The organism is Pseudomonas sp. 18.1.10 (assembly GCF_024655625.1).
Taxonomy (GTDB): domain Bacteria; phylum Pseudomonadota; class Gammaproteobacteria; order Pseudomonadales; family Pseudomonadaceae; genus Aquipseudomonas.
On sequence record NZ_JANLGL010000004.1, the window covers coordinates 1 to 24,003 of the forward strand.

Annotated in this window: 22 protein-coding genes and 1 other RNA gene; 8 read left to right on the plus strand and 15 right to left on the minus strand. The window is 58.6% G+C overall.

What is annotated here, in order from left to right:
- Positions 1 to 168 precede the first annotated feature (168 nt).
- A complete protein-coding gene (locus NUV89_RS01125) occupies positions 169 to 2,022 on the minus strand; it encodes a DUF4105 domain-containing protein (protein ID WP_257779987.1) in 1,854 nt (617 codons plus the stop codon).
- Between the two features lie 91 nt (positions 2,023 to 2,113).
- Entirely contained in the window at positions 2,114 to 2,602 is a 489-nt protein-coding gene (locus NUV89_RS01130; RefSeq protein WP_026137099.1) for a DUF3015 domain-containing protein, read from the minus strand.
- A gap of 268 nt (positions 2,603 to 2,870) precedes the next feature.
- On the opposite strand from NUV89_RS01130, the gene NUV89_RS01135 reads away from it, so the two are divergent.
- Both NUV89_RS01135 and NUV89_RS01140 read left to right on the plus strand, forming a co-directional pair.
- Complete coding sequence (locus tag NUV89_RS01135; protein ID WP_257779988.1) at positions 2,871 to 5,309, plus strand: Lon protease family protein; 2,439 nt, start codon at positions 2,871 to 2,873, stop codon at positions 5,307 to 5,309.
- A gap of 311 nt (positions 5,310 to 5,620) precedes the next feature.
- Complete coding sequence (locus NUV89_RS01140; protein ID WP_257779989.1) at positions 5,621 to 5,929, plus strand: hypothetical protein; 309 nt, start codon at positions 5,621 to 5,623, stop codon at positions 5,927 to 5,929.
- 3 nt (positions 5,930 to 5,932) lie between these two features.
- On the opposite strand, the gene NUV89_RS01145 is transcribed toward NUV89_RS01140, so the two are convergent.
- On the minus strand, positions 5,933 to 7,756 hold the full coding sequence (locus NUV89_RS01145; RefSeq protein WP_257779990.1) for a hypothetical protein: 1,824 nt from the start codon (positions 7,754 to 7,756) through the stop codon (positions 5,933 to 5,935).
- 161 nt (positions 7,757 to 7,917) lie between these two features.
- Between NUV89_RS01145 and NUV89_RS01150 the strand changes: the two genes are divergently transcribed.
- Positions 7,918 to 8,406 (plus strand): TIGR00645 family protein, encoded by a 489-nt coding sequence (locus NUV89_RS01150; RefSeq protein ID WP_005791582.1) that lies wholly within the window; start codon positions 7,918 to 7,920, stop codon positions 8,404 to 8,406.
- A gap of 15 nt (positions 8,407 to 8,421) precedes the next feature.
- Here the strand turns inward: NUV89_RS01150 and NUV89_RS01155 are convergent, their stop codons facing one another.
- The 3 genes from NUV89_RS01155 to NUV89_RS01165 all read right to left on the minus strand — a co-directional run bounded on the left by NUV89_RS01155 (position 8,422) and on the right by NUV89_RS01165 (position 11,532).
- The gene (locus NUV89_RS01155) at positions 8,422 to 9,855 is read right to left on the minus strand and encodes a glycosyltransferase family 39 protein (RefSeq protein WP_257779991.1); all 1,434 of its coding nucleotides are present in this window, start codon (positions 9,853 to 9,855) and stop codon (positions 8,422 to 8,424) included.
- 143 nt (positions 9,856 to 9,998) lie between these two features.
- On the minus strand, positions 9,999 to 10,520 hold the full coding sequence (locus tag NUV89_RS01160; RefSeq protein WP_257779992.1) for a hypothetical protein: 522 nt from the start codon (positions 10,518 to 10,520) through the stop codon (positions 9,999 to 10,001).
- Between the two features lie 118 nt (positions 10,521 to 10,638).
- The gene (locus NUV89_RS01165) at positions 10,639 to 11,532 is read right to left on the minus strand and encodes a hypothetical protein (RefSeq protein WP_257779993.1); all 894 of its coding nucleotides are present in this window, start codon (positions 11,530 to 11,532) and stop codon (positions 10,639 to 10,641) included.
- A gap of 368 nt (positions 11,533 to 11,900) precedes the next feature.
- On the opposite strand from NUV89_RS01165, the gene NUV89_RS01170 reads away from it, so the two are divergent.
- From NUV89_RS01170 to NUV89_RS01180, 3 genes are all read left to right on the plus strand, one after another.
- Entirely contained in the window at positions 11,901 to 14,633 is a 2,733-nt protein-coding gene (locus NUV89_RS01170) for a hypothetical protein (RefSeq protein WP_257779994.1), read from the plus strand.
- Positions 14,630 to 15,271 (plus strand): phage tail protein, encoded by a 642-nt coding sequence (locus NUV89_RS01175; protein ID WP_257779995.1) that lies wholly within the window; start codon positions 14,630 to 14,632, stop codon positions 15,269 to 15,271. Before NUV89_RS01170 ends, NUV89_RS01175 begins: the two co-directional genes overlap by 4 nt.
- 90 nt (positions 15,272 to 15,361) lie before the next feature.
- On the plus strand, positions 15,362 to 15,790 hold the full coding sequence (locus tag NUV89_RS01180) for a hypothetical protein (protein WP_257779996.1): 429 nt from the start codon (positions 15,362 to 15,364) through the stop codon (positions 15,788 to 15,790).
- Here NUV89_RS01180 and NUV89_RS01185 read toward each other — a convergent pair.
- From NUV89_RS01185 to NUV89_RS01215, 7 genes are all read right to left on the minus strand, one after another.
- Positions 15,739 to 16,887 carry a DUF1906 domain-containing protein gene (locus NUV89_RS01185; protein ID WP_257779997.1) on the minus strand — a complete coding sequence of 383 codons (1,149 nt, stop codon included), beginning with the start codon at positions 16,885 to 16,887 and terminating at the stop codon, positions 15,739 to 15,741. The genes NUV89_RS01180 and NUV89_RS01185 overlap by 52 nt on opposite strands.
- Before the next feature lie 96 nt (positions 16,888 to 16,983).
- Positions 16,984 to 17,592 carry a hypothetical protein gene (locus NUV89_RS01190; RefSeq protein WP_257779998.1) on the minus strand — a complete coding sequence of 203 codons (609 nt, stop codon included), beginning with the start codon at positions 17,590 to 17,592 and terminating at the stop codon, positions 16,984 to 16,986.
- A 1-nt stretch (position 17,593) separates the two neighbouring features.
- Entirely contained in the window at positions 17,594 to 18,304 is a 711-nt protein-coding gene (locus tag NUV89_RS01195; RefSeq protein ID WP_257779999.1) for a hypothetical protein, read from the minus strand.
- The gene (locus NUV89_RS01200; protein WP_257780000.1) at positions 18,301 to 18,966 is read right to left on the minus strand and encodes a hypothetical protein; all 666 of its coding nucleotides are present in this window, start codon (positions 18,964 to 18,966) and stop codon (positions 18,301 to 18,303) included. Before NUV89_RS01200 ends, NUV89_RS01195 begins: the two co-directional genes overlap by 4 nt.
- A gap of 121 nt (positions 18,967 to 19,087) precedes the next feature.
- On the minus strand, positions 19,088 to 19,702 hold the full coding sequence (locus tag NUV89_RS01205; RefSeq protein ID WP_257780001.1) for a hypothetical protein: 615 nt from the start codon (positions 19,700 to 19,702) through the stop codon (positions 19,088 to 19,090).
- Positions 19,703 to 20,184: 482 nt separating this feature from the next.
- A complete protein-coding gene (locus NUV89_RS01210; protein ID WP_257780002.1) occupies positions 20,185 to 21,048 on the minus strand; it encodes a hypothetical protein in 864 nt (287 codons plus the stop codon).
- Positions 21,014 to 21,256: a helix-turn-helix domain-containing protein gene (locus NUV89_RS01215; protein ID WP_257780003.1), complete on the minus strand. Its 243-nt coding sequence runs from the start codon at positions 21,254 to 21,256 to the stop codon at positions 21,014 to 21,016. The genes NUV89_RS01210 and NUV89_RS01215 overlap by 35 nt, the downstream gene beginning before the upstream one ends.
- Positions 21,257 to 21,316: 60 nt before the next feature.
- Between NUV89_RS01215 and NUV89_RS01220 the strand changes: the two genes are divergently transcribed.
- A complete protein-coding gene (locus NUV89_RS01220; RefSeq protein WP_257780004.1) occupies positions 21,317 to 22,222 on the plus strand; it encodes a Dam family site-specific DNA-(adenine-N6)-methyltransferase in 906 nt (301 codons plus the stop codon).
- Positions 22,223 to 22,354: 132 nt separating this feature from the next.
- Positions 22,355 to 22,591 carry a helix-turn-helix domain-containing protein gene (locus NUV89_RS01225; RefSeq protein WP_257780005.1) on the plus strand — a complete coding sequence of 79 codons (237 nt, stop codon included), beginning with the start codon at positions 22,355 to 22,357 and terminating at the stop codon, positions 22,589 to 22,591.
- A gap of 616 nt (positions 22,592 to 23,207) precedes the next feature.
- Here the strand turns inward: NUV89_RS01225 and ssrA are convergent.
- Both ssrA and NUV89_RS01235 read right to left on the minus strand, forming a co-directional pair.
- Positions 23,208 to 23,604, minus strand: a transfer-messenger RNA (tmRNA) gene (gene ssrA, locus NUV89_RS01230).
- A gap of 104 nt (positions 23,605 to 23,708) precedes the next feature.
- Positions 23,709 to 23,987: a hypothetical protein gene (locus NUV89_RS01235; RefSeq protein ID WP_257780006.1), complete on the minus strand. Its 279-nt coding sequence runs from the start codon at positions 23,985 to 23,987 to the stop codon at positions 23,709 to 23,711.
- Positions 23,988 to 24,003 lie beyond the last annotated feature (16 nt).

The following is a 24,003-nucleotide window of genomic DNA, read 5'->3' on the forward strand; positions in this document are numbered from 1 at the left end:
TTTGGGCGCTATCATAGCGCCCGATTGAAGTGTCCAAAATCATTAGGCCAGTTCAGTTTGCTCGCGAATGCGGTGGGCCAGTTACAGATGTTTTGTCTGATCCACCGCATTCGCGAGCAAGCCCGCTCCCACACAAGCCCGTTCCCGCCTTTGGATTTGCGGTGGGCCTTAGTAGTGATACCACTTCACTTCCAGCATCACTTCATTTACTGGCGTCGACAAGTGGCTGAACTCACGCTGGGCACTCAAGCGTACGCCCAGGTTACGTGACAATTCCCACTGCTGGTTCAGGCTGAGGCTACGGCGCACTTCGCCATTGGTGAAGAAGTCGCCCTTGGCCTCCAGGCTCAAGTTGCCCAGCGGATTCCTCCACAGCACACCGGTATTGAACCCGGCCGCGGGTGAGATGGCTTCGTTGAAGTCATTGTTGTGTTCCACGCGCACGGTGCCGAGGGCAAAGCCGAGCATGTCGTCGCGCAGTTGCCAGGTGCCGCCGGCGCCGCCGTTGACGTGGGCGACCAGGGTTTCGTCGTCGTGTTTGCCCGGTACGCGCTCCAGGCCGCCAGTGACTTGCCATGACAGCGGTTGCAACAGGGCGTTGCGCGGGGTCAGGGAGCGGATGGTGGCCAGGTCCAGTTGCTGCAGTTGCCAGTGGTTGCCTTCGTACTGGCGCAGTTTCATTTGCAGGATTTCGATCTGTGCGCCGAGGGGGAAGCCTTCGGCGTTGTCGTTGAGGTCGTGGTAGGCCATGCGCAGGCCGTATTCGCCAAAGGCCTTGTCGCCCCGGGTGCCGATGCCGGCTTGCCAGGTGCGCGACTCATGGCCGTTTTCCGGCAGCCCGGGCGGGGTGATCTTGAGGTCGGGCGCGGGGTTCTGGTTGATCGCGCGCAGCAGTTCGAAGCTGCGCTGGGAGCGGGCGGGGTCGCGTTCGAGGCCGTTGGCGCGGTAACGGCCAAGGCGGTAGGCGGCGTCGATAATCAGGGCCTGGCGGTCTTTGGCGAGGGCCTTGAACGCCGGGTCTTGCAGTTGCTTCTGGTCATCGCTGACGTTCAGCACCCATTGCTGTTCATCACTGTCCAGCGGCTTGGCACGCTCCAGCAACTCGCGTTCGCGGGAAGGCCGGTAGTCGATCTTTTCAACCAGGCCGGCATCCTTGACGGCTTTTACGGTGTCGGTGGGGATCGCGGTCAGCGGGAACTGTTCGGTCAGGCGCAGGCCGGGGCGCGCCACTTGCAGCAGTTCCAGCAGGCGATAGGAGCAGTTTTCGTCGAAGAAGAAGTAGTCGAACTTGATCTGCTTGAGCTCCCACACGTGCTCGACCATGCGCTCGGTCTCGACCTGGGTCAGGTTGAGGCGGTATTCCCACAGGTCGCGGTTCTCAAGGCTGCGGTATTCGGAGAGCTTTTCCTGGTACGGCACCAGCGCGAACAGGCCGGGGTAGCCGCCCATCAGGCCTTTCCAGGCGTAGAGGATGCTGTTGTCGGAGCCTTCGATATAGGCGCCGAAGTTGATCGCATAGCTGAGCAGGGCGGTCTTGTCTCTCTGCACATCGGCCTGGTCGATGCGCAGCAAGGTATGGCCGAACATCGACGACGGGCTGTTGAGGTAGGCCGCCGGGAAGATCATCACCGCGCTATGGGGGGCGACGTCCTTGAACCATTGCTTGAATTCGGTGCAGTCCACGGCAGGCAGGTCAGTGAGGTGCAACTGATCCTTGAGCCAGCGGGTACGTGCGGGGTAGACGCATTGGGCGTGTTTTTCGCCGAGGCTGGCCGGCGCGTACAACGCGTCAACGGTGGCCTTGAGTTCGGCGTCGGGGTGGTGCGCGCCATCTGCGGCGAGAAAGAACTTCTGTTCGCTGACGTAACTGCGCCAGCCACTGATTTTGCCGGCTTCATAATGGCCCAAAGACAGCCAGAACGGATCGTTGGCCAGTTGCTGCAAACGTTGATCGTCAAGATGCGGGGCCGCGTACAGCGGGGCGCAGGCGAAGAGTGCCATCCAGGCAAAGCGTTTGAGCATAGGAGCAACTTAAGTCGGAAAAAGTGAGACCCAAAAGGGGGGCGGGTCCAAAAATACAGCCCGCGCCTGGGGAGGCGCGGGCTGGTCGAGCTTAAGCTTGGGTCGCGTATTTCGCCAAGCGGGCATCGCTTTTCAGTACAGACAGGGTGTTGTTGTGCACGTCGTCAGCGGTCACGTCAGCCTTGCTGAAGATTTGCTGGAAGTGCTCGTGGGTCACGGCCGCGAAGTGCTCGCGATCTTCCGGCGCCACGCCCAGTACCACCGCGTAGGTGGTCAGCGCTTCGCCATTGCCCTTGGCCATGTCTTCGGACAGCTCGTTCATCATGCCATTCATGGCAATCCAGGACTTGCCGCCGTAGGTCAGGGCGCTGTTGGTGCTGCAACCGTTGGTGCCCGAGGTCATGCCGAAGGTGGCGTTGCCGGACGTGCCGTTGGTGGTGGAAGCCAGGAAGTGGGCTGGCGTGCCGCGCTGGCCTTCGAACAGCATGTTGCCCCAACCGCAGTTCGGGCCGCCTGGCGATTCTGCCATTGCATTGAGGGAGACAACGGTGAAGAGAGTACCGAGAAGGATCCGTTTCATAGCTTTGTTCTCTTTGTGTGCAAACCAATGGACAAGGGTTCAGGCGCATCGTAGCGCCCTAGGGGCCAGTTATTAGTCCAACCCGCGCAGTTTGGAGTTTAGGCAGGTTCAAGGGGTTCCGTGAGTTTTTATAAAACAATCAGAGATGTCGTGCTTTTTTTTGTAGGACCGGTTCCGTGTCCAAGCTTTCCCAACGACGTGCCTTGCCAGAGCGCGCAAGCGGGAGCCAGAATGCCGACATCTGCCCCGCCTGATGTAAGGAAGCCCGATGCCTGATCCTGTTGCTGCCAGCTTGCGTCTAGCGCCTGAAGCGCTGACTCGCCCTTTCTCCGCTGAACAGTTCAGCTTCTCGACCACCAATGATTTGGAGCCCTTTCGCGGTGTGCTTGGCCAGGAACGTGCGGTTGAAGCGTTGCAGTTCGGTGTGGCCATGCCACGCCCCGGTTACAACGTGTTTGTCATGGGCGAGCCAGGCACTGGCCGCTTTTCGTTCGTCAAACGCTACCTGAAGGCCGAAGGCAAACGCCTGCAGACCCCGTCGGACTGGGTCTACGTGAACAATTTCGATGAGCCCCGCGAACCCCGCGCCCTGGAATTGCCAGGCGGCGCTGCTGCGGCGTTCATCAACGACATCAACGGCTTGGTCGACAACCTGACGGCGACCTTTCCGGCGGTCTTCGAACACCCCACTTACCAGCAACGCAAAAGTGCCATCGACCGCGCCTTCAACCAGCGTTACGACAAGGCCCTGGACGTGATCGAGCGCCTGGCCCTGGAAAAGGACGTGGCGCTCTACCGCGACAGCTCCAACATTGCCTTTACGCCGATGCTCGACGGCAAGGCCCTGGACGAGGCGGAGTTCTCGCAGCTGCCGGAAGCCGACCGCGAGCGTTTCCACACGGATATTTCCGAGCTGGAAGAGCGTCTCAACGAGGAGTTGGCCAGCCTGCCGCAGTGGAAGCGTGAGTCGAACAACCAACTGCGCCAGTTCAACGAAGAAACCATCACCCTTGCCCTACAGCCTTTGCTCGCGCCGCTGTCGGAAAAGTACGCAGAAAACGCCGCAGTCTGCGGTTACCTGCAAGCCATGCAGGTGTACCTGCTCAAGACCGTGGTCGAGCAATTGGTGGACGACGCCAAGACCGACGCCCAGGCGCGCAAGCTGCTCGAAGAGCAATACTGCCCAAGCCTGGTGGTGGGCCATCCGGTCAACGGCGGCGCGCCAGTGGTGTTCGAACCGCACCCGACCTACGACAACCTGTTCGGCCGTATCGAATACAGCACCGACCAGGGCGCGCTCTACACCACCTATCGCCAGTTGCGTCCGGGCGCATTGCACCGCGCCAACGGCGGTTTCCTGATCCTTGAAGCCGAGAAAATGCTCAGCGAACCCTTTGTGTGGGACGCCCTCAAGCGCTCCCTGCAATCGCGCAAGCTGAAGATGGAATCGCCGTTGGGCGAGCTGGGCCGCCTGGCCACCGTGACCCTCAACCCGCAGATGATCCCGTTGCAGGTCAAGGTGATCATCATCGGCTCGCGGCAGTTGTACTACGCGCTGCAGGACGCCGATCCGGACTTCCAGGAGATGTTCCGCGTGCTGGTGGACTTCGACGAAGACATCCCGATGGTGGATGAAAGCCTGGAGCAGTTCGCCCAGTTGCTCAAGACCCGCACCTCGGAAGAAGGCATGGCGCCGCTGACCTCGGATGCGGTGGCGCGGTTGGCCACTTACAGCGCACGGTTGGCGGAGCATCAGGGCCGTTTGTCGGCGCGTATCGGTGATTTGTTTCAACTGGTCAGCGAAGCGGACTTCATTCGCCACCTGGCCGGCGACGAGATGACCGACGCCGGGCACATCGAGCGGGCGCTCAAGGCCAAGGCCACCCGTACCGGGCGTGTGTCGGCGCGGATTCTCGACGACATGCTCGCGGGGGTGATCCTGATCGACACCGACGGTGCGGCCGTCGGCAAGTGCAACGGGCTGACGGTGCTGGAGGTCGGTGACTCGGCCTTTGGCGTGCCGGCGCGGATTTCCGCCACGGTGTACCCGGGGGGCAGCGGCATTGTCGATATCGAGCGCGAGGTCAACCTCGGCCAGCCGATCCACTCCAAAGGCGTGATGATCCTCACCGGTTACCTCGGTAGCCGTTATGCCCAGGAATTCCCGCTGGCGATCTCGGCGAGTATCGCGCTGGAACAGTCCTACGGTTACGTGGACGGTGACAGTGCGTCGCTGGGCGAGGCGTGCACCTTGATCTCGGCCCTGTCGAAGACGCCGCTCAAGCAGTGCTTTGCCATCACCGGTTCGATCAACCAGTTTGGTGAAGTGCAGGCGGTGGGTGGGGTCAACGAGAAGATCGAAGGTTTCTTCCGCCTGTGCGAAGCGCGCGGTTTGACCGGCGAGCAGGGGGCGATCATTCCCCAGGCCAACGTGGCCACGCTGATGCTCGATGAGAAGGTGTTGCAGGCGGTACGCGCCGGGCAATTCCATATCTATGCGGTGCGCCAGGCGGATGAAGCCTTGAGCCTGCTGGTGGGCGAGCCGGCCGGTGCGCCGGATGAGGAAGGGCAGTTCCCGGAAGGCTCGGTCAATGCGCGGGTGGTTGAGCGTTTGCGGGTGATTGCGGAGATGATTAGCGAGGAAGATCTGAAGGAAGCGGAGAAGGAGCTGGCGCAGGAGGCGTTGGCGGAAGCCAAGCCGAGCTAAATGTCCGGCGTTACTCAGGCCCAGTGTGGGAGCTGGCTTGCCTGCGATAGCGGTGTATCAGTCAACAGAAATGGTGGTTGTGAGTCAGTCATCGCAGGCAAGCCAGCTCCCACACTGGGTACAGCAGTGTCTTCGGGAATGCTGTCATGAAATTGACTCGGTGCCGGGACCAACGCCCGTTGGTCCCTACAACCTTGGTTTCTCGCGGTTTTCTTCTATTCTCTGCTCAAGGGATCTCCACAGGAGTCGCAGGATAGAGACAGCCTCGCCGAGCGTCGGGGTTGAACACCGATCTACCGAGGGTCGCCGCCATGCCGCGCAGCCTTTGCCTTACCCGCCAGTGCTTGGGCCTGGTCACCCGTATCGAATGTTCCATTCGCCCTCTTGCCGGGGATAACGGGCTGTGGACCTTGTTGTTTGCCGCCGGAATGACCGGTGAACAGCCGTCCACCATCAAGTCACAAGGCCCGTTTCATGGGCCGTTCGTGGCAGAAACCATGCTTGAATCAATCGTCGACAGCCTCACGCTGCATGGCTATGAGCAGGCCGGCGATCCGCAGATCTGGAGCCTGCACATGCAGGCCCATTTGCGACAGCTCAATGGCGACACCCAGCACTGAGCGCTATTTGCTCTCGGGCTTGTCCAACTTGACCTCGAAACCGTATTGCACGGTGCTCAGGTCGGTGCGCTGGTAGCTTTCCAGGGTGGTCGGCTGGCCGTAGAAATAATGCACGTCAAACATCGCCGTGCCGTATTCCTCGGCGCGGTGGCTGACGCCGAGGATTTCCTTGAGGTAATGGCCGCTGGCGTCCTTGGCATAGAAACGCCAGCTGTCGGCGGGAAACTCTTTCTGGTCAACCACTAGCGCGTTGTCCTTGAGCGACAGGCCTTTGGGCAGCTTGGCGGTGTCAATCGTGGCTTTCTCGATGGTGGCCAGGAACAGCGGGATCGAGCCGACCACAAACGCCGGGTTTTCCGGGAACAGGTTGAGGTCGTAGGTGAGGGTGCCGCGTGCCGGGTTGAGCTCGAAGGCTTCGGTCGGCAGCTCGATGGGCTCGCCGCGTTCGCCCTTGTCATCGGCGGTGAAGAAGGTGATCGGCGATTCGCTGCTGTTGCGTTCGGCACCGACCAGGTCGTCATTGAAGGTGAACGGGTGGTCGAACACGATATGCGCGGCGCTGGCGTCTTCGGTGGACTGGCTGATGGTGACGCTGTTTTTCAGCTGGTCTTCGGTCAGGGTCGCGTCTTTCAGCCAGCTTGCGGCACCGTCGTCGTATACCGTGACGGGCATCGGCAAGGCTTGCACGGTTTTTTGCAGGCTGTTCTTGTCGAAGCGCAGTACCGGCAGGTCGAGGTCCTTGCGGGTGAGCGTGGCCTTGGAAAAATCCAGCACGTTGATCTGCAGGTTGTCGATCACACCATTGAAGTAGACCTTGGCGTAATGGCTGCTCTGCTTGTGTTCAAAGTCTTTCTGTTGGCTGACGAGCTTTTTCTCGAAGGCATCGGACCAGGCCGTCTGTTTTTGCATCTCGGCCAGTTGTTTCTCGTAAAACGCCACTTGCGCGGCGCTTTCGTTGATCGAACCCGAGCGTGTGAGAAATTGCCCGGTGCTGTCCCGCGCTTCTACCAGCAGCGGGTTGGGTGACTCGTCACCGACTTCCGGGGCCAGGGGCGCGCTGTTGGTCATCTCGATCTCGGCGTAGTTTTTTTCCAGCAACAGCAGCTTGAGGCTGACCGTGCCTTCGGTACGTGTGCGCCCGACGTCCTGTTTGCTCAGGTCAAAACTCACCACCTTGCCGGGTGCGATCACTTCCACCGTGCCTTTGAGGCTGACGGGCTGCGGCTGGCTTTTGTTTTCGGTCTCGATACCGTCGATGAACGGGTAGGTCACCGTCAAATCATCGGGGTTGGTCAGGTTGGAACTGCTGGGGCTCAACTGGATGCCGGGGTCGGTTTCTGACCATTCCGGCTGGAACGGAATAACTTTGTTGTTGCTCAACGTTACCGACTGCCACTCCAGCCCATGGGGGAACGGGAACTGGTCCGGGCTGTTGAAGCTGAAGGGGAAGACCGGCTGCAAGTCCGTCAGGTAGTCGGAATGGGAGGCTTTGCGCAGGACGAAAAGGCCGTTGATATAGGTGTCCACCAGCGCCTGGGGCGTAGGGTAATGCGTCAGCAGGGCGAGGGAGTTTTCACCGTATTCGGCTTCGATGGGTTTATCGGCGAGTTTGACCCGCGCCCGTTCCAGCAACAGCAGCGAACCGCCAAGGTCGGCGATGGCGTCGCGCAGCTTGGGGTCCTGGATGCTGTCCAGGGATTGTTCGAACTTAGCGGTTTTCTCTTCGAGGGTGGCTTGCTTCTGCTCATCTTTGGGGGAGCAGCCGCTGGCCATCAGCAACACTGCACACAGGCCGAAGCTGGCCAAAGGCGTTCGCACATCCATCATCTGAGTTTTCCTGTCCGACGTCATCGAGCCGATTTAATGGCCTCGACACTAGCAGAAAAATTCTCTTACAGATGCGCCCAGGTCAGTTTTCTCGCGGTTACAGGTGTTTGGTAGCGGCTGGTATACTCGCCGCCATTTCTAGCCCCGCTGTGTGAGATCCCATGGAACGCTTTATCGAAAATACGATGTACGCCTCACGCTGGCTGCTGGCGCCGATCTACCTGGGGCTGTCCCTGGGCTTGCTGATCCTGGCGTTGAAGTTCTTCCAGGAAATCATCCACGTCATTCCTAATATTTTCACCATGCTGGAAGCAGAAGTGATCCTGCTGCTGCTGTCGTTGATCGACATGGCGCTGGTCGGTGGTCTGCTGGTGATGGTGATGATCTCGGGCTACGAGAACTTCGTCTCGCAGCTGGATATCGATGAAAACAAAGAAAAGCTCAACTGGTTGGGCACCATGGACTCTTCTTCATTGAAGATGAAAGTGGCGGCGTCCATCGTGGCAATTTCCTCGATCCACCTGCTGCGCATCTTCATGGACGCCAAGAACGTCGATCCACAGCACCTGATGTGGTACGTGATCATTCACATGACCTTCGTCGTCTCGGCGTTTGCCATGGGTTACCTGGACAAACTGACCAAGCACTGATGCACCGCGCCGGCCTTATTGCTCGACGAAGTAGTAAGGCTGGCGGCCGATCGCCATCTCCTTGAACACCTTCACCGGCTCATTCAGCCCCTTGGTGTGATCCGTCAACGCAACGTTGCCGGGTTTGGCGGCCAGGAATGCACGCAACTCGGGCTCGGTTTGCAGGAGCGGCACGTAGCCCTGCATATAGAACACCCCGGCCCCGGCAATCCGCTCGTTCGGCTGGAATATCGCCACTTCCCGACCTTCTGCTTGCAGCGCCTGGAGCTGGCTGATGACCGGCACGAAGGACTCGCGCTTGTCGGCTTTGGGCGCAAACCAGAAGGCCGTGGCCAGGTAACTGGCAAACAGAGCGGCGAATACGCCGACGATGATCTGCCGGTGGTAGCGGTACAGGCCGGGCTTGCGGTCCCTCAAACGCTCCAGCAGCACGCGCGCATACTCCGCAGCGAGTACGGCGGCGGCTGGCGTGAGCGACATCAAGTACACGGTGCGCTTGCTGGACGCCAGCGTCAGCAGGGTGAACTGCGCCACCAGCCAGATGCAGAAAAACAGCTGGTAGCGATTGCGCACCAGGCTCTTACGGAAGTGCCACAAGCCCAGGTACACCAGGATATTCCACGGCAGGAACGCCTCGGGCAGCTTGGCGATGTAGTAGTAGAACGGTTCGTAGTGCCCGGCCTCGACAAACGAGCCACTGAAGCGACCGACGCTGTTGGTCCACAACACTTCACCCACGGCCTGCATGCCGCCGCGCTGGAACAGGAACGCCAGCCAGATCATCAGGGGCACCAAGGCCAGCAGGGTGAACAGCCCAGGCTTGAGCCAGTCGCCGATGCGCAGGCGCTTGTCGATCACACTGGTCACGGCCAGGTACACAAAAATCACAATGCCCGGCATCGCCAGGCCCAGTACGCCTTTGCTCAGGGTGGCGATCACCATGCCCGCGGTGAACAGCGCCCATGCGCCCGCCTTGGAACCTGAGTTTTCCGGGCGCATGGCTTGGTAGAACGCCAGCAGTGCGGTGGTCACGCCGAGGCTGAGCAGCGAGTCTTCACCGACGCCGCGCACGTTGCTCCAATAACTGGCCATGGTTGCCAGGATCAGCGCCGCGCAAAACGCCAAGGTCTGCGGCCGGCCGAACTTGCGCAGCATCCCGTAGAACAGCATCACGCTGAACAGCCCGGCGAACGCCGACGCCAGGCGCACCGCCCAAGTGGTACCGCCAAACAGGCGAATCGCCCCGGCATCGAGCCACAGGCTCAGGGGCGGTTTTTCCAGGAAGGGCTCGCGAAACAACTGCGGCACCACCCAGTTGTTGTCCAGGTGCATGGCCATCGCAATCCCGGCGACGCGGGCTTCGGTGGAGCCTTGCAGCTCATGGCTGCCAAGGGCGAAGAAAAACAACAGGGCAACAAGCAGGAGCAGCAGAGGAACAGGACGCGTCATGGATTCTGGCTACCAGGGCAGGGGAGCGCTCGGGGGAGCGGTCATTGCAATGGGCTAGTATCGGTCGGCGATTCTGAATATTTCGTGAACGGATGGATAAATAGTGCGGGGTCGGCCCCGCGGCCGATCTGGCCGCAGGAGGGTCATAGGGGCACAGCGCCTATCACCACAAAACCCAGAGGCCCGCTACGTTTTTCCACCCGCACCCAACCCTGATAAGCACCGCTGCCGGCTTCGCAGATTTTGATCTGTTTGTTCACTTCCGTATCGAACACGTGGATGCCTGTGCAACTACGGTGGCCTCTACCCGCGTATTCGTACGCGGTGTCGTAGCTGCTGAGCGTTCTGCTTGTAAGAAAAATGACTGCTGCTAGCAGCGAGACCATGACTACGGCACTCGCGATGAAGGCCCCGAGAAAAACTTTCAACCGCTCCAACGGTTTTTTGCGTAGCCATTCGCCCTTTCTGGTATGCCACAGGCGTAATAGCCACGCGATTGCCAGCACTGGCGATGAGATCAGACAGATTTTTTCGGCCATCGGTTTGAAGTGTACAGAAGGCCAGACAATCAGTACCCAGCCCAGCAGCAACGCCGTGACCAGCACAAAGCCAATGACGACCGGTATCAGGTAGGCGTAGGAATTTCTATTCAATGCGGCGTTCATCCTTGTAGGCAAAGCTTGCTGCCGCTGTCCTCTGGAGGCCGGGGCAGTGGGTCCATTACGGCGGCATATTCTGCGCCGGTGCAGCCGCCAATCCAAATGCAGTGTCTCGGTTTATCGATCATCCGCTGAAAAAGTGGCGTTCCAGCCCTGCGCAAATGGTCTGGGCCAGGTCCTGCTGCAACGCGATGCCGGGCTTGGTGTACCGATCCATCTGATCGGACCAGGCGATTGAGCCAGTCGAGGCATTAATCAGGCGCACCGAGACGCGCATCAGGCTGCCATCGATGCGCACGCTGCCCTCCAGCAGGTGGCTGGCGGCCGATGCAAACGCCGGTTCGCTGGCGTGTTGCGAGAAGGAGTAGGTGACGATCTTGTTGCCAAACTCCTTGAACAGTTGGCAACTCAACTCTTCGTTCAAACCGGGAGCAAAGAGCGGGCAGGTGAGGTCGCTGGTCAGGTTTTTCAGCGGCTGAACGGCCAGCAGCGGGCACATCTGCGAACGTTTGGCTGAGTCATCGGCGTGTCGGATCAAGGGCATGTAGCTCCCGATTGGAATGGAAATAACCACACCGGCGCCTCGTGTGGACTCTGAGTAATAGGCCTTGAGCTTTTCCCGCAGGCGCCCGATCTGCACGCGCACGATGGGGTCGTCTCCCGTGCTGTAGAAGGCCGGGTCGCGGTCGAATACGTCAATGCCGATACCATATTCGGTGGTGTCCTGGAGCGTGTCGCTCAGGTAGCGGTCAACCAGGAACTGCAGTAGGCGACTCAGTCTTGGCGCTTTGCAGAACAGCGAATTCTCTAGCACCAGAGCCAGCGTGGCGCGGATTTCCGCCTTGTCCGGTGGCACGATCAATGCCGTCGACGGCGATGTGGGCAGGGTGTCTGTGAGCTTGGGGCGTTTTCTGGCGGTATGCGTGACGGCGTTGAATCCGGTGACGGTCTCCCGGAAGGCAGCCACGGGATATTTGCTGGAGTCGAGTCGGTCTGGCATGGATTTTACCTTCTGCATTTCTTCCGTTCGTGGACTTGTCCTTGTCAAACCAGACACCCAATCAGTATTGAGATGATGCCTGCCATCCAAGCATGGACACCCTGAGCCAGCGGCCTTTCGCACGTGGCGTCCGGCGTTTCCCGCTGCTGACCTTAGGGCAAGATGCCATCACGCATAAGTATTGTTACGGTAACGCCGGGTGGGGTGTTACGTGCTGATACTTCACCGTGGTGCCGGGGGGCAACTAGATTGCGGGCTGCAATCGCACTCCGTATCCACGCCAGGGATGTCTTATGGAAAATGCACCGATAGCACCCTGGGAGACCCCGGAGGGAGCTCTCAGCTTCGCCAGTGAATGGGAGTCGAGCGCAGGCGGGTTTTGGGCGGTGAGGGTCCGCATCCGCCGTACCGGCCACGGCCATGCCGACCAGGGCGATGTCGTAGTTGTCCCGTTCGAGGGCGACGAGGTGGCGTGCGCACAGCCGAGTCATTTCAATATTCGCTTTGCCGGCGGTTACCTGGCCTATGGCAGGCTGCACTGGGATTACGAAAGCGTCGCGGGCTGTGAAGTTTCCATCCTGCGCGTTGAGGTCACCCATGGGGCCGACGGTGCGCAGCCCCAGACCGCGCACGGTGTGTTGACCCGCGTTGCAGGCGATCAGCCCGAGCCGAGGCCCTGGCCGCCGCAGCCCGAACCCGAACCCGAACCGTGCACCGAGCCCAGGCCTGAGCCGTTCAGGCCCATACCTGCGGCGGATACCGCACTCTTCCCCTATCTGTACATTCGCCAGTGGCCGTTTATCAGTGCGGCCCAGGCGCAACGGCGCTTCCTGTCGTACACGCCGCCGCCCAGTACTGAGCCGCAGGGCTTCTATGGCGACTTGAGCAAGTGTTCCAGCCGGGCTGCGATGGACAAACTGGCGCTGTCGTTCATCCAGGGGACGGCGCCGTACACGTCACCGCAGTGCGTGACTCTGGAGCAGCTTTCAACCGGCACCTATGCGCTGCTGACGCGGTTGAAGGAAGTCGTACTCGCGTCGGACTACGACCCTCAGACCGTCAGCACGTGGGTCACGACCCACCTGCCGTCCAATTATGCCGAAGCGGTCGCAACGCTCTGGGACAGCTATTTCGCGCTGGTGGTCGTGCCTTGGTGCAGGCCCCAGTTGCTGACACCGTTGTGCAGCCAGTTGGTCATGGCCCATCTGGCGTCCCAGGTCTACGCCCCTCCCGCCGGCACGCCGCTGCTCACGCGAACCGCCTTGCGCGAGCTGATGCAGGCAACGATCACCTTGCCCCACGGGTTTTTCTCGCCACCGGCCAACACGTCCCCGCCGGCCGCTGCACCGGCGGTCGCAGGCGGCTGGATCGAGCCCTGTTCCATCGGTGATCTGCAAATGGTGCGCCAGCGCTTGTTGCGCCATGTCCCCGGCGAAATTGCCGCCATCGAGAACCTGATGCGCGGCGAGCGCAAGGACATCAGCCGCCGGCGAGTGCGGCGCCAGGTGGATGTCAGCCTGTCACAGACCCTGGACGCGCAGGCGCTTGACGACAGTGCGGCCGACGCCCGCGATGACCTGCATACCGAGACTTCGCGCACCATCGGTGAAAAAACCACCAACAAGACCTACAACAAACTGAGCACCACCTATGGGCCACCGACCGTCGCCACCGTCAATGGCGGGCCCGTGACAACCACGGTGCAGCGTGGGCCAGACAGCGATGACGCCACCCGTTTTGCCCGCGAAGTGTTGAGCAAGACGGTCAAGCGCATCAGTCGCAATGTGGACCAAGTGCGCGGCAGCAGCGTGCTGCATGAAACGGCCGAAACCATCACCAGTAATATCGACAACAGTGCTGGCGCCAGCAATCAGATTTATGTGCTGCGTTGGGTCAACAAGCTGTACGAGGCGCGCGTGGTCAATTATGGCTGCCGGCTGATGGTCGAGTTTGTGCTGGTCGCCCCTGCCACCGCCTATTTTCGCGATGTTGCGCCGGATGAGCGCGCGCTGTTCGGCCCGCCGAAAACCCTGGAACAGCAGGGTGTCGATAGCTTCAAGAAGATGACGCCCGACAACTACGCAGCCCTTGCCGCTGAATATCGCAGCACCGCCATCAACCCGCCGCCGCAGGCGCGGCGCGATGTCTCGGTATTGCTGGGGGAGGGGGCGTCGGCGGTTGTCGCTGTGCCGGCCGGGTACCAGGCACAAATCGCCACGGCCAGCGCTATCACGGCACCTCAAGCGAGCTGCCCGGCGATCATGGTGGGCGTCGATACCTTCGCCATTCCCTATAAGCCCATCGCCATTCATTTTGGCTGTGGCGAGAGCCTGATCGTTGCCGTGGGCCGCGCGCAGGCCGCCGCCTCGGTGCCTGACGAGCCGGAAGCGCCCGTGACGCCCCCGGCACCTGCACCTGCCCCTGAGCCGGTGCGGGTCAATATCACCGTCAAATGCGTGCCCACGGCCCATGCCATGGACGAATGGCGGATCAAGACCTACAACGCCTTGCTCGACGCCCGACAGGCGCTGTGTGTCGACAGCGCCGCCCTGGAGACGCCCGTTACCCGGGAACGCTCGGCCCTGGCGGCGCGGCGGGTCGAGCGCCGTGAGCTGCGGCGCGGTTGTCTGGCGCTGTTGCAGCAACGCTGCGCCAACCTCACCGGCTACCTGGACCCGGGAAGCCCGACGTTCGCCGAGGACAGCTTGGCGGAGACCGGGCGCGTGCAATTCGTCGATGACATGTTCGAATGGGATGAGATGAACATTCAGTTCTACCGCCAGGACGACGGTGCGCATTACCCGTTGGCGCTCGATGATGACGGCGCGGGCGTGTCGCCACTGGCGGCGTTCCAGGCTGCCGACCTGGCTCGGGTATTGGTGCCGGTGCGGCCGCGTACGGCGCTGATCGTGCTTTATCTGCTGTCCTCAGGCCAGCTTTGGCCGGCAGGTTGCGAGACGGTGCCCATCGAGGCCCATGAAATGGCGATTGCCAACGCATTGAAGTCGGCGCAAGGGCTCGCGCACGATGAGGTGCAGTGCGTCGGCCGGCCTTGGGAGGTCCTGGTGCCCACGGCCATGCAGGTCATCGATGGGGTTTGTCTGGACGGTATTCTGTGAGGGCCTTTCACGATGACTGGCCGGTGGGGCTGGTGCCGGGCGGCAGCTTGCCGGTCGGTGCGGTGACCGCATTCGCTGGTCCGTTGGACGAGCCCACGCCGGACCCGTTCCTGCCCGGGAGCACCGCGCCGGACAGCGACCTGCCAGCCATCGAGGTGTGGGGTTGGATGATCTGCGACGGACGCTCGCTGATGGTCGCCTGCTATCCGGAACTGTTCGCTGTGCTTGGGTACCTGTATGGCGGCGCCGACGGTACGTTCACGATTCCTGATCTTCGCGGCACGTTCCTGCGCGGCAATGACGCTGGCACCGGTAACGACAAGGATGCAGCCACACGCACCAGCCCGATCGACGACACTCAACTCTATGCCGGCGTTGGCTCGCGCCAGACTGATGCGATGCTGACTCACGAACATACCTACCAGAACGTGTCCGTGGAAGTGATGGTCGTTGAGGAAGGCGTGTCGGCCAGCACGGCATCCGGCCAGGCGGTGTCTTCTGCGCCGACCGACCCGCAAGGCAAGCCATTGGAGACCGGCGTCAGCCCACATGAAACCCACCCGCGCAACACGGCGGTCAACTACCTGATCAAATACACCAGCGGCTGCGGGCCGAGCTGGGCGCGTTTGTGGCTTTGAGCGACAGATACTTGCACCAACAGCGTTTTCCCCATTCATTCGATACTTGCATTCCGAACGGTGGACATCATGGGCAACCTAGCAGAACCGATGACAGACACGGATGTTGTAGCGCGCCAGGAGGCGCTGCGCCTCGATTTTGCGGTGAGCCTGAACGAGGAGCACGTCACCTTGCAGGTGGCCACACGCGCGGCGTCGATCGCGTTGGGTGAGCGCACCCATCATTACAGCGTGCTGGCGCTGGCCCGGCACCGCTTGCGGGATGCCGAGCGCGGGCTGGACGCTTCCAGCCAAGGCTGGATCGAGACGGCGGAGTTGGCCCAGAGCCTGGGTATCGACGAGGCCCATCTGAACATTCACATCTTCCGCGCGCGTACCCAGTTCCGGCAGGCCATCGCGGCCACCGGCCAGGCACCGGAACTGATCGAGCGGCGGCGGCGTGAATTGCGTATGGGCAGCTTGTGTTTTCAGATCATGCGCGGCTCATCGCTGGAAGGGGGGCTCTGGTCGCCGGAGTGAAGGGCCCAGCACTGCGGTCGCCCGCCCTTGGCATCGGTGGTCATGTAGTTGATGTCGACCTCGATGCCCTGTGTCCTGATGCTGGGAGATTGCTTCATTTGATAGCCGCGATGGGGAATGTCCGGCACTCGACTCATGGATTTCCAGTAGGCCTGGAAGGGCAGGTCATAGAGTTGTTCACCCGACAGGCCGCAATCGTAGCCGACATAAATACCCGGCAAATATCCCTGCGCGGCCACCGCGGCGTACCAGGCTTTGCAGTACGCGATGACGTCCTGCGGCGTGGCGCCCGGATCGACGGCCTCCAGGTCCATCCACACACTGACGCCAGGCGGGACGCCGACCGTGTGGGCGTTGCTCGCTGCGCTAGCCCCATACTTGGCGCCCAGCTCCTGGGTCGGCCGCCATCCAGCCTCCGGCTTTTGAAACGGCGGGGCATGTTGCACCGGCATCAGCGCCAAGCCATTGGCTAGGATGAGCTGCGCTTCCTTGGGACTCAGGTCGCCGGGCGCCTCGACTTCCGTCCGCGAAAGATAGCGCAGGCAAAACGCGAAGTTCTGGTTGGCGATCCGGTTCAGGAACACTTGAGTCAGCCGCGTATCCGTATCAAAACCCTTGAGCGGCGGTGGCACGACAGCGTGGCCGTTGTACTCGGCCGGGTGGCCCGCCAGGTTTTGCGAGGCACCCACGTAGCTGATTGCACCCTGGGCGTTCGCGTAGATGCCGTGGGTGCTGGTGTTGATGTGGGCGGCTTTCGAGTGACGAGGGTGTCTGGCGCCATCGAAGTACTCTCGAACCCCGGCCCAGATCGCGCCAGCGGCTTGGTCCAGCGAGGACAGGGTGCAAGCGTCCACGCTGACCGGCACGCCCTTGAGGGTATTGGCCAATGCGCTGAATGTCGCATTGTGTATCGCCGCAAACTCATTGGAATGACCTTGCAGGCTGCACGTGAGGTGCGCGCACCAGAGCGAAGCGTCGGCCATGCGAATGATCACGCCGACGCCGGGGGAGCAGCCATCGGTACCGATGGAGTGACCCTGGTGGACGTAGTTCATCGCGTCTTTGGCGACGAGAAAATTCACTTTGATCTCGGACATTCCGGGTACTCGACTAGGATGGCGGCATGAAGGGGGACGGCGCCGGCGCGCCAGCGCTGCCGAGGTGAGGGGGCAGGCTGGCGGTAGTGTTGGCGGTTATGCCGGTGCAGAGATCACCAGGCTGCTGTACCCCATCCTGACGATCAATTGGGACAAAGAGGTTCGCCCTGTTTCCACGACGCCGGTGTTGGAGTCGTAAAGCGTGTACGTGTAAGGCCCCGGCGTTTCGGCAGGTGTTGTGGGGGGAGTGGTGGGGACGACTGGCGTGACAGCAGTGATGAGAAAACCCACCACATGTACCGTATTACCCGCCCAAATCCGGGTACCTACTTGAAGGTCCTTGAGTTCGTCGTTGACCGCATCGAGGCTCATTGGCAGCGGGAAGGCTTTCGAGTGGGAGTTGCCGAGCGCGTTGTTCGCTTCGGTCGTTTGTTGCTCCAGACTCTGCAGGTTGATCAGTTGCTGGGCCGCAGAAATCTTGACGTGGTCAACCAGGTTCTGGATGCCGTAGACATTTGGAGTATTTGCATCATTGAGCCAGTAGGTGGTGAGCAATGAGCAGAATTGGTTGACATACAGCCACTGCGAACCGGGGGACAGCGTCTGGATGCGGTACTCCACAGGGTCGCTGAACAGGCTGTCCATCTTGACGAAAAGCGTGGGATTTGGCGTGGTAATGGCGCCGATGCTGATTAAGTTGGCCATGTTATTCCTTAAGTAACGGGACGGTAGGGGGCAATGCGCTGCGGGGAAATCTCGCTGTTGGTGACGGCGATAGGGGCCTGGAGCCAGCGGCAAGCGCGCAGGGCGTGCCCGGGTGCCAGTGGTGCTTTTCATCCAGATAAAAGCTCAACGTGTAGACGTTGGCGGGAAAGCGCACTGCCAGCGTTGGGCTGCGGTGGTGGCTGTCGATGACGCTTGCGGCACTGATATCCGTGCCAGCGGCTATCCAGTAATCGGCGCTGAAGTCATAGAGCTGTGAGGTCATGGCCGTGCAGGCCAGGACGCTGGCACCGTCCATGCGGGTGCCGATCCTGTAGGTATGGTCGGGGACGTTGTCCGCGACGGCGATGCTCCAAGCTCCCGGTGCTTCAGTGACGGCACACGGTTCAAAGCGTGGCCCATTACTGTCCTGATTGAACAACACGCCCTGGTCGCCCCTGCGATCCACGGCGTGTAGGCCGCTGGCGGTAAACGGCATGGGCGTCAGGTGTTGGGAGTGGGTGCACCAGATAAAGCTCGACGTGGCGTGCCACATCAGCAGTGCATGCGAGCCGGGTGGCACGCGGCTGGGGCTCGCGATCCAGACCAGGGACTCGATCCGACTGTCTGCAACTGTCGGGGCCTGGTAGACAAAAAAGGTCCAGTCGCGGCCGGAGGCGTTTTCCAGGCGCAGGCTATAGGTGGGGGCCGTCATGCCGGGTTGTGCCTGAACTGGTTGAGCGAGGGTTCGCCAGTGCTCAGCGTCCACTCGTTGTGCGCATCCAGTGCCACCGTCATGGTGTAGACCTGATCGGGGAAGCGTATGCGTACAGGAGGGTTGAGTTGGGCCGGATACAGCGCTGCATTGGGCCGCAGATCATAGGTGCCAAAGCTGATCCAATAGGACAACTGTGCCTTTGCGGCAGGGGTAAACACCGTGGTGATATTCGGGCCGGCGCTGACGGTGAACAGGGCGCCTCCTTGCATGCCAAGGCCTGCGCTTGGGGCTGTTGAGGCGATGAGACTGCGGTCACCCTGGATCGCCAGTTGGCCATTGGGCGTAGGGTCGGACCGCTCTCGGAACTCATAACCGAAGGGCGTCTGGGTAAGACTCACTGTGCTTCCCAGCGCCTGATTGGCACTGACGAATTGGCAACGACTGGCCGCCTCGCTGTCATCGAGCCACACGAAATCGTAGTCCAGCGCCCATTCAAAACAGACCACCACCCCCGGATTGGCACCCGCGACGCGCCACGCATGCTGACGCACCCCCTGCTGATTGCAGGCGGCGTTGGCCAAGTCGTGGTAAAGGCAGGCCTGGCCACTGCGAAGTGATTGATTGACGAACCACAGCGTGTAGTGGGGAGTGCTGCGCATAGTGTGTTTTCCAAGGCTGGGAACGTAGACCGATCACGGGCGTGGCTGACGCGACGGTCAAGCCCTGCCCGCTACCGGCGACGGCCACGTCAGGGCTGCCCGGACGCCGCCGCACTTCTACTTAGATGGCGACCCAGCGGTTGTCCGTACCCAAGGCGTAGGACAGTTTGTAAACGTTGTCAGGGAAAATCACTTGTTGCGTCGGATTCACGGTGGTGACATCGAGGATAGTCCCGACTTTGATTTCACTGCCGGCCGCGATGTAGTAAGTCGGCGTTGGCGTGAACTGATGCACCAGGTTAGGACCCGCTTTCATGACGAACGCCGGAGAACCCCCTACGCTCAGGCCGACCGAGAACTTATTGTTCGGGATCGAACCGTCAGCGCTGATCACCAGCGAGCCGGAAGGGCTGCCTTTGACCGGGGTCGAAAAGGACGGCGTGTTGTCTTCGTTGGAAAACTTGATCGTATTGCTGTCGGTCAAATCACCTTCCACCACGTCGGAAGCGTTGAACGTGACACCCGGAATCACATCACCCACTGCGCCCCAAACGAAGCCGTACTCGATCGTCCAATCAAAGGTGATCTGCGTACCTGTGGCGATGGTGAACGGGCTGGCGAACCACGCCAGCGAGAAGATATTGCTGGAGGCGTTATCGGGGGCTTTCTGATAGACATAGAAAGTCCATGGATTCACGGAGTTGTTTTTCAGCGTCAACTGATACAGGTTAGCCATGGGGATCGTTCTCCATTTACTGCGTTGAGGGTACGGGGGCCTGTTGTGTTGATGGTCCGTGGGGGGAGTATTGTCTGGTTGGGGGGTGGGGGGTATTACAGGGCATTACATTGGATTACACGGGGGAGGTGGGAGAAGATGGAGGGGGGAGATACGTATCTTGCAGGAAACTCTACCTCATCAACCGCAGTAGACTCGATGGCCGGCATGGGTTGTATGTGCTCAAGATACATTGGTCATTATAAAAGAATGGAAATCGACGTCCCATTATATGAAGAGCTGACAGCTTTGGCCTTCAGGGGGCTCGCTTGATAGAGTGGCTTTACTACTGACTACTTTGAATTAAGCTGCTGGTTTAATCTGACTGCCCTCTTGGGCGTCGTTTTGGGTTTTTTTTTTTTGCGTTAGAACTTTCAAGCTTTAGATTTTTGGGGGGGGTAATAAAAACCCACCGTTTGGTGGGCTTTTATTTGAGGGCTAAATTACTGCGCGAATACTTGGCGTGCGTCGAGTTGTCGTTTCCATTCGTTAACAAGGACAGGAAGCCTGTGAATGACCTCTCGGCCAAAAATCACTTCGTCAATATACCCCATGTGCAGCATATCAACTATTCTACACAGATAAGAGCGGCCGCACTCCCACCAAGTGAAGTAGTCGTCAACGACTAACATGTGATGAATTCGCTGGTGCCCTGCTTGTTCTAATTCGGACAGCTCCATACCGTCCAGGAGAGACTCGTACACACCGTCAGCAACACGGCTGCCGAAAGTGGTTGTGTAATAATACTCTTTGATTTCCCATATGGCGATGGGGTTAATTACAGCTGGGAACGCACCATCGACCCGACGCGAAAGGGTTCTCAAAGGCATGCGGTTGTGGGTAACCGTGGTCAAACTTCTCGGGTCGTAGTCGCAATGGTATCCCCCGATATTTGCTTCAACCAGCATATTAACCATGCCTGTAAGGAAGGCGTAATTCTTCTTTTCCGCCTTCTGCTTGTTCATGGGTAGCGGGCAAGTAGGACGCAATTTATCATGAAGTTGATAAAACACCTCTTCCGCCTGATCTTTGTTCATCAGATTTCCGCGAACAACGTTGTTCAAGATGTCAGCGCGATAAACGAAGTAGTCGATTAGCACGCTGCCAAATTGTGTGAGGTTTCCGTACTGATCTTCAATGTGAGCGAGCGATAAATTGAGTTTGTTGAAAGCGTTGTGTAGTTGCGGTCGGTTTGGTATTAGAATGGTTTTGCTGGACCTGTCTGTGTAACCGACTTCCTGGCTAATAGTGCGAACATTAGCCCAGAATTCTCTAGTCTGGCTCAGAAAACGGATGTCTGCTTTCAAGATATTTCCCTATAAAGTCCATTAGCGGCACCCCAATAGCGTCGCAAATGCGTTCTAACTCATATAAATCTAAACGCTGCTCACCACTTTCGTATTTACTGACAAACGATTGTGTTTCGTTGATGCGTTCAGCAAGTTGCGCTTGAGTAATTCCAGCCTCAAGACGATATTGACGAAGAATTAAATTATATCTTTGAATTTTGGCCATTTACACAATATAAAATGTCTGCTACGATATTCAAAATCAGAATATTGATCAGTTGAGGGCGTGAGTTTGGGGCACATACAGAGAGATTTTTTTGAGGCTGAGGGGCTGAAAACCCCGCCTCTAAAATCCCAAGCGTTCAAAAGCCAACTACTGAAGTGGGTAGGGAATAAGCAAAAACAAGCTGAAGATATTATTAGTTATTTTCCAGAATATTACGGTACATATTTCGAACCGTTTCTGGGGAGTGGTGGAGTCCTCGGGACTTTAAGCCCAGCCAAAGCGATTGCAAGTGACGTATTCCCCCCGCTCGTAGAAATATGGGCGGCGTTACGTGGCGATAAAGAGTTGCTTAAGAAATGGTATCAGGATCGATATGAACTCGTGGCGATACTGGGAAAAAAAGAGGCATATAAGAAGGTTCTAGATTCTTATAATGCTTGTCCTAATGGGGCTGATCTCGTTTTCATACTTCGCTCCTGCTACGGTGGCGTCGTGAGATTCCGGAAAAAAGACGGTTTTATGTCCACCCCTTGCGGGGCGCACAATCCCATGTCGCCTGAAAAGTTTGCTTATAGGGTTGATTTGTGGAGCGAAAGAACAAAAGGTGTTGAGTTTTTCTTGTGTGATTTTGAAGTGTCGATGGATAAAGCAAAACAAGGGGATTTGATTTATTGCGATCCGCCCTATGTTGATAGTCAAGCAATTTTATATGGTGCGCAGTCTTTCTCTCTCAGCCGTTTGCTCAAAAAAATAGATGAATGCAAGCGTCGTGGAGTTTATGTTGCGTTGAGTATTGATGGAACGAAATTTTCCGGAAAAAAGCTATGTGATGTAGATGTTCCTGATGGTTTGTTTGAGCAAGAAGTATTTATCAATGTTGGTCGTTCGATGCTGAAGCGCTTCCAAATGGATGGAAAGAGCTTAGAGGATCACTTGGTTACAGATAGATTGCTTCTGACGTACTAAATAATAAAGCCCTTGTGTGGGCTTTATTATAAGTCGAATGCTAACTAATTCAGATAGATCGGAAAACACTTAAGTGGCATGCAGCAATAGGTAGATTGCTGTTGGTTTGTATGATATAGAGATGAGTTTATTATGCATAATGTAAACCTCAGGAGTTCAGTTGTTGTAGCATTGGCTAGTTATTTAGAAATCCTGGATGGGGAAATTCCAAGCGATGGGATTTACAAGGTTTTCACTGGCGAGGTTGAACGTGAGTTGTTTCGCTTTGTGTATCAGCATTGCGGAGAGAATCAGACTTTGGCAACGAAAGTATTAGGTATTAGCAGAGCTACATTTCGAAAAAAAATGACGGAATTTGGTTTCATCTGAAAGAACCTGTCATCAAGCGTTCACCCTGATGGGGGGGTAAAAGCCCCGGGCAGGCCTCCTGCAAAACATAGGTGAAGTTTTGCTGGGCTACAGAGTCTCTACTTATCTTTTAAAATAAGCAGGCAACCCTTTTTGCAATTACCGATTCATTTTTGATGAGGCGGGCTCAGGCTCGGGGAAAATTCCACGATAGCTATCGTCCACGCCACGTCAAAAGCCTCCTAGTGTAGCTGGGTGAGCGCGGCGAAATTGCTAATGTGAATGACTGGTCGTCGGTTTGCGAGAGTGAAGCGTTGGCGGGGGGGGGGGGGGGCTTGCAGTAATTGAAATTCCACATCATCGAGCCGCTCGCGCGTACTTGAAGCAATAAGCCATCGCCGTCTCCGAGCACGAAGTTTTTACCCGTCCCCCTGACTGCCTTGAGCTGGCGATCGGAGAGGTGGGTTGCGTCAGCAGGCTTGGGGGCTACCTCCAGCACCGTTTTGGTATCCTGAAAACAGTATTTGGCAGTCCGGGGTACCAAAGGGGCTGGAAGATCTCACAAGCGCTAAAAGCCCTGCATTCACTGAATTCCAGACACAAAAAAAGACGCCCGAGGGCGTCTTTTTTGTTGAAGTGGTGGAGCCGGGGGGATTTGAACCCCCGTCCGCCAGTACTCCGCTGTCGGTACTACATGCGTAGCCGTTTCTATTAAGTTAACCCTCAGCGACCCGAAGGGCAGGGTGCTTTGGGCGAGTTGTGTAAGTTTTAGCCGCTTCGTCCACAACGTACTGCACGGCGATTCTGTTCTATATGACAATCACTTTGGGTTTACAGACATCCCCTGGTGATTGCTGGACCCGAAGGTACCAGAAGCTCAGGGCTAAGGCTGCTTACGCAGCGAGAGCGAATTCCTGGCCGTAGTTTTCGTCATTGGCAACTATAAGAAGTTGCAACAGTGGATTTACGAGTTCTGTTACCAACTCGGCATGCACCTAAAGTTTCGCAACCGGCGTCGAATCCTAAACGGCCCCGTGCTTGTAACTCGTTGTTTCATAGTGAGTGACAAGCCTGTGCAGTGTACGCCAAACCGTCACGGAAGGCCAACCCGAAGGTTGGCCCCGAGCGGGTGAGGCGTCTATTGGCCGCCTTTCTCGCTGTTCTGCAGGTCTTGCAGGGCCTTGGAGGTGATCTCGATGCACTTTTTGTCATCACCTGCGGCATGCGCCGCCTTGGCCTGAGAGACGGCAGTGTCTATTTCGCCGCTTTTGCCACTGGTGTCAGTGGCGAGTAGGGCTTTGCCGTTGTTGATTTTGTCCAGGTTGATCTGGCACAGATCGGGTTCACCGGCAGCGAAAACGGGGGAGGCCAGCATCGCAGCGGTGATGAACAAGCCAGCAAGAGCGGAACGCTTCATAGGGTATCTCCTTGCG

Excerpts from the sequence above, each read along its gene's own strand:
- NUV89_RS01155 (WP_257779991.1), bottom strand. The coding sequence starts at position 9,855 with ATGACGCGTCCTGTTCCTCTGCTGCTCCTGCTTGTTGCCCTGTTGTTT.
- NUV89_RS01150 (WP_005791582.1), top strand. The coding sequence starts at position 7,918 with ATGGAACGCTTTATCGAAAATACGATGTACGCCTCACGCTGGCTGCTG.
- NUV89_RS01200 (WP_257780000.1), bottom strand. The coding sequence starts at position 18,966 with ATGCGCAGCACTCCCCACTACACGCTGTGGTTCGTCAATCAATCACTT.
- NUV89_RS01180 (WP_257779996.1), top strand. The coding sequence starts at position 15,362 with ATGACAGACACGGATGTTGTAGCGCGCCAGGAGGCGCTGCGCCTCGAT.
- NUV89_RS01235 (WP_257780006.1), bottom strand. The coding sequence starts at position 23,987 with ATGAAGCGTTCCGCTCTTGCTGGCTTGTTCATCACCGCTGCGATGCTG.
- NUV89_RS01140 (WP_257779989.1), top strand. The coding sequence starts at position 5,621 with ATGCCGCGCAGCCTTTGCCTTACCCGCCAGTGCTTGGGCCTGGTCACC.
- NUV89_RS01135 (WP_257779988.1), top strand. The coding sequence starts at position 2,871 with ATGCCTGATCCTGTTGCTGCCAGCTTGCGTCTAGCGCCTGAAGCGCTG.
- NUV89_RS01225 (WP_257780005.1), top strand. The coding sequence starts at position 22,355 with ATGCATAATGTAAACCTCAGGAGTTCAGTTGTTGTAGCATTGGCTAGT.
- NUV89_RS01195 (WP_257779999.1), bottom strand. The coding sequence starts at position 18,304 with ATGACGGCCCCCACCTATAGCCTGCGCCTGGAAAACGCCTCCGGCCGC.
- NUV89_RS01130 (WP_026137099.1), bottom strand. The coding sequence starts at position 2,602 with ATGAAACGGATCCTTCTCGGTACTCTCTTCACCGTTGTCTCCCTCAAT.
- NUV89_RS01160 (WP_257779992.1), bottom strand. The coding sequence starts at position 10,520 with ATGAACGCCGCATTGAATAGAAATTCCTACGCCTACCTGATACCGGTC.
- NUV89_RS01125 (WP_257779987.1), bottom strand. The coding sequence starts at position 2,022 with ATGCTCAAACGCTTTGCCTGGATGGCACTCTTCGCCTGCGCCCCGCTG.
- NUV89_RS01190 (WP_257779998.1), bottom strand. The coding sequence starts at position 17,592 with ATGGCCAACTTAATCAGCATCGGCGCCATTACCACGCCAAATCCCACG.
- NUV89_RS01165 (WP_257779993.1), bottom strand. The coding sequence starts at position 11,532 with ATGCAGAAGGTAAAATCCATGCCAGACCGACTCGACTCCAGCAAATAT.
- NUV89_RS01205 (WP_257780001.1), bottom strand. The coding sequence starts at position 19,702 with ATGGCTAACCTGTATCAGTTGACGCTGAAAAACAACTCCGTGAATCCA.
- NUV89_RS01145 (WP_257779990.1), bottom strand. The coding sequence starts at position 7,756 with ATGATGGATGTGCGAACGCCTTTGGCCAGCTTCGGCCTGTGTGCAGTG.
- NUV89_RS01185 (WP_257779997.1), bottom strand. The coding sequence starts at position 16,887 with ATGTCCGAGATCAAAGTGAATTTTCTCGTCGCCAAAGACGCGATGAAC.
- NUV89_RS01215 (WP_257780003.1), bottom strand. The coding sequence starts at position 21,256 with ATGGCCAAAATTCAAAGATATAATTTAATTCTTCGTCAATATCGTCTT.